Below are 3,786 nucleotides of genomic sequence, written 5' to 3' on the forward strand. Positions count from 1 at the left end.
GCACTCGGGCTGTCCGGGTAAAGTTTGGCCGCCTTTTTATACAAATCATACTCGTAATCTTCGCTAATCTGAGCTTCTCCCACCGTTTCATAATGCCCGTTCCGATGCTGTCTTCGGGTCGTCATCGTACATTGCCCCTTATCAAAGCTCATCGTGATAAACAGCGGCTCCAGACTGGTATATTGCGCCTTTTCCCGGGTCATTGCCGGGGCTTTCTCCGGCGCTTTTGCATAGAAAGCCGTGCCTGCCGGCAGGTAGAAATGCATATCCCCATACACCACATCCGTGCGGCCATCTTTGGTGATATCCAGTGCTGACGTGGTACGACCAACTAACTTAGTCAGGTTGCTATCATCACAAAATATCTGGAAATGAACCGCGTTGGCCCCGTCCACCTGTCCTACCGTACCCAGCGAGTCTTTTCGGTAAACCGTTTTTCCTACCGAGATAGCCTCATCCAACGATTTCAGATGCATATACAGTGAGAAAAACGTCACTTTGCCGTTCTCTCCACTGCCAATTTCCGTTTCATGCTCCAGCACCACGCAGCCACAATCCGTCCCTCCGTCATAGTTATACGGGGGCCGGTCCCGTTTGGAAAATTGGGGTTGCCGGACAAAATGCACCGTCCCATCCGCAATAGCCCTGATTTTTTCCGGTCGGCTGGTGCTATCACTATGCGTAAGATGCACCCCACCGTGCCAGCTATGCCAGACATTCACCGGGAAACCCCGCTGGGCATCCACCGGGATCATTCTATTTATCCAGGCCGAATCACTTTCACTATCGGATTTTTCCCGCAACAGGGGAGGGCTGATAATCATTTTTTACGCCTTATCGTTAATTGATCAAATAACAAAGTTGTCAGGAAAATAACCTGCACTACCATAGGTTTTGAATGTCCACATTTAATAGTCATGGCCTGCACAGAGCCTCATTAGCAGCATATTTAACCACCATACCGGGCATTGAATTTAACGGGATACCGTTACAACGGATATATCCTTTCTCCTCCAGAAGATAGGGATAACAAAATGAAAAAACCATCGTGGAAACTATCGCGAAAAAAAAAGAAAAAATAATGAACTTTCCTATCTTCACTTGCAAATGCATCGGAGCCTGATTCAGGGTAAAAAGAAAATATCCCCCTAAAATAACCAACGGGTACAAAAAAAGGGGACTTAAAAGCGCAAAAACATCAAATCGATTGAATAAAATCAATTGCTTATATAAAAACAAATCAATCAAACGTATAAAAGCCCAATAGGAACCTATTGTCGGGAATATAACAATAGCAATCAATACCATCAATGCAGGCAGTCTTTTTCTAATTTTTTCTGGCAAATTCATTTTAAAAAAACCTCGGTTTAATATCCTGAAGGATACGTCTTAAATAAGTTTTCTGTCTTCATAGCTTCTTTACCTTCTTCCAACATGTTATCCGCAAACATAGCGCCCAGATCCCACAACCCTTTTTCAATCTTCTGGCTTCCTCCATTAATCAATAAAATCAATACTTTCAATTAATTTTAAAGTATAAGGCGTCAGATCAATCTTTTTACCATTTTCTTCACGGAGCATATCTCCCCAACCACATAATGCAGAATATTCATGCACCATACAAAAATAAAGTCCCTTTTTAGCATAAGAATCACCAATAAAAATATAGTTATTAAAAACCACATATCCTGTTGCATTTTTTGACGAAATAAGATGAAGATTAAGAGACATTGGCTTTTTCCCCTCAACTTTTTCATATAGCTCATCTTTTGCTAATAACCAACGCTGATGCTCATAATCATAAACAATTTTTTCAGGATAACGACTAACGTCTCTTCCTAAATGACCAGCGTATACCGTATCATAGCCTGCCTCAAAAACATCCCCAGCTGTCAAACATACCCAAGAACTTATTGGTGATTGTTCTTTAAAATAAATTTCATCATCACTGCCTAGACCATAAAAAAAATTTTGAAATTTAATATGACATCGACCAGCAGATATAGACGATAATTGTACACCAAGTGTATTTTCCAATAGTTCATGAGTAGTAACAGGGTGCTGTTTGCTTCTATCTGGTAATGTTACAGCCGGTGTAATCTCTGCTAAACCCGACATAGAGAAAAACAATAAAAGATAATAATATGAGATTTTCATAATAATATTAACTCCGTCTGAATTGATACTCTTTAGGGAAATCAAAGACTTTTCCATTATTAATACCTAGATCACATACCCTATTCATCTTTGATATTATCTATAGTGTTCTCGTTTTCTTACCAGTTTTATCTATAGAAAAAACCTCATTTATAAACCATCTGTTGTTCTTATAAAATAGTTGATATTCAAAAATATCGACATCATCATCTGTTTCAGAAAACCTAGATGGCACTTTAGTAACTACAATAGCTGTATTCCTTTTAATTCTAGATGACATTATTTTTTCTCCTTCCGGATAATGCAACGGATATTGGCCATAAATACTCCCATTTTTTCCAATTTTTTCTGGAAAACAATATTTCATTAACAGATTAGAATATTCTTTTCCAGGGGAAAAATAATTTTCACCTTCTAAACTCCTTAAAGAATTTTTATTCCAATTATAGTAATCATAAATAAAACCATTTACTAATGATTTAGGATCTTTGAAATTAATATCGTTAGCAAATGATATAGTACTTAACATACAAAGAACAAAAAAAAGTAAACTTATAAATATTTTTTTCATTTAATTATCCCATATCGATACTAATGCAATTAGCAACAGAGTCAATGCTGTCATTCAATATAAACCAAGCATGCTCAAAGGCAGGCCAACGCACTGTATCAAATGCCATATGCCCTGGATTAATTCTACCAGTGACTTCTCTAGCGTCATTATAACCACTACCTTTATCGGCCCAATAATTAATACTTAACTTACCTGATTCAACTGGCTTACCATTAACTTTTATATATTTTTGCTTACTAGACCAATAATATCCAGCAGCATCAAATGCATAATAAGCATTTGTAGCAAGCAAAGTGTTGTTTGGCTCAATACAAAATGATGAAGCATTAATTCCCCCGCGGAAATCATTATATTTAAAATAATTTCCTCGCCCAGTTAAATGAATAGCACCTCTACCTTTGAATCGGGTTCCATCACCAATAATATTATTACCTAATTTATTTCCTTGAACTGTTCCTGGACCATAATTCTTATCAAAATATTGTTCTGATCCATTTTCAAGTAAGCTATCAAATCTCCCCGTTTCAGCAGCCATTTGCCCTATGAAATGCGCTATCCTTAATGGAGTATATATTCCATATTTAATCAACAACTTCGGCATAACACCTTTTATATTCTCAGGCCGCTTAATTTCTCCAGTAGCTGTCGTCCCTTCATTAGTAATTCGGTCGATTAAAACTTTTCGAGTCAATGGATGTCTCCGCTCATAAACACTCAATGGTACTTCTTGGTAACGGCGAACAACACGCACAATATCTTCTTCCCCTAACCACCCACATTTCCTAAAGTGAGTAATAAACCTCCTCGGATCAAAATGCCACACCTTGCCGGATGGTAATCCTGCCATATCAATACATAGCGCCTTAACATGAGCGATAAACTTATCCCAGTCTTCCTCCGACATCGGCTCATCCAGCACATCATTAGGCAATTTCAGCCAGTTAAAACGGGTGTCCGCGGTCTCAGCATCCCACTCAAATGCAAAATGACAAATCGTGTAACTCAGGTCTGCTCGTGGCTCGGTTTCTGCGTTAAGTTCGGCCAGTAACGTCGGG

At 38.5% G+C, this 3,786-nt stretch carries 3 protein-coding genes and 2 pseudogenes; all 5 read right to left on the reverse strand.

Annotated elements, in window-relative coordinates; genetic code table 11:
• A pseudogene (locus BO26_RS24520) lies at window positions 1-824 on the reverse strand (peptidoglycan DD-metalloendopeptidase family protein); the annotation flags it as partial.
• Window positions 825-915: 91 nt separating this feature from the next.
• Window positions 916-1,350, reverse strand: a complete 435-nt coding sequence (locus tag BO26_RS18050) for a DUF1240 domain-containing protein (RefSeq protein ID WP_036773914.1) — start codon at window positions 1,348-1,350, stop codon at window positions 916-918.
• A 147-nt stretch (window positions 1,351-1,497) separates the two neighbouring features.
• A complete protein-coding gene (locus tag BO26_RS18055; protein WP_036773916.1) occupies window positions 1,498-2,214 on the reverse strand; it encodes a hypothetical protein in 717 nt (238 codons plus the stop codon).
• Between the two features lie 43 nt (window positions 2,215-2,257).
• Entirely contained in the window at window positions 2,258-2,728 is a 471-nt protein-coding gene (locus BO26_RS18060) for a hypothetical protein (RefSeq protein WP_036773918.1), read from the reverse strand.
• Between the two features lie 4 nt (window positions 2,729-2,732).
• Window positions 2,733-3,786 (reverse strand): annotated as a pseudogene (locus BO26_RS21700) (peptidase M23); the annotation flags it as partial.

This window comes from Photorhabdus australis DSM 17609, from assembly GCF_000711895.1.
Taxonomy (GTDB): domain Bacteria; phylum Pseudomonadota; class Gammaproteobacteria; order Enterobacterales; family Enterobacteriaceae; genus Photorhabdus; species Photorhabdus australis.

Coding starts and splice junctions, on each gene's coding strand:
- BO26_RS18050 (WP_036773914.1), bottom strand. CDS start 1,350: ATGAATTTGCCAGAAAAAATTAGAAAAAGACTGCCTGCATTGATGGTA.
- BO26_RS18060 (WP_036773918.1), bottom strand. CDS start 2,728: ATGAAAAAAATATTTATAAGTTTACTTTTTTTTGTTCTTTGTATGTTA.
- BO26_RS18055 (WP_036773916.1), bottom strand. CDS start 2,214: ATGGAAAAGTCTTTGATTTCCCTAAAGAGTATCAATTCAGACGGAGTT.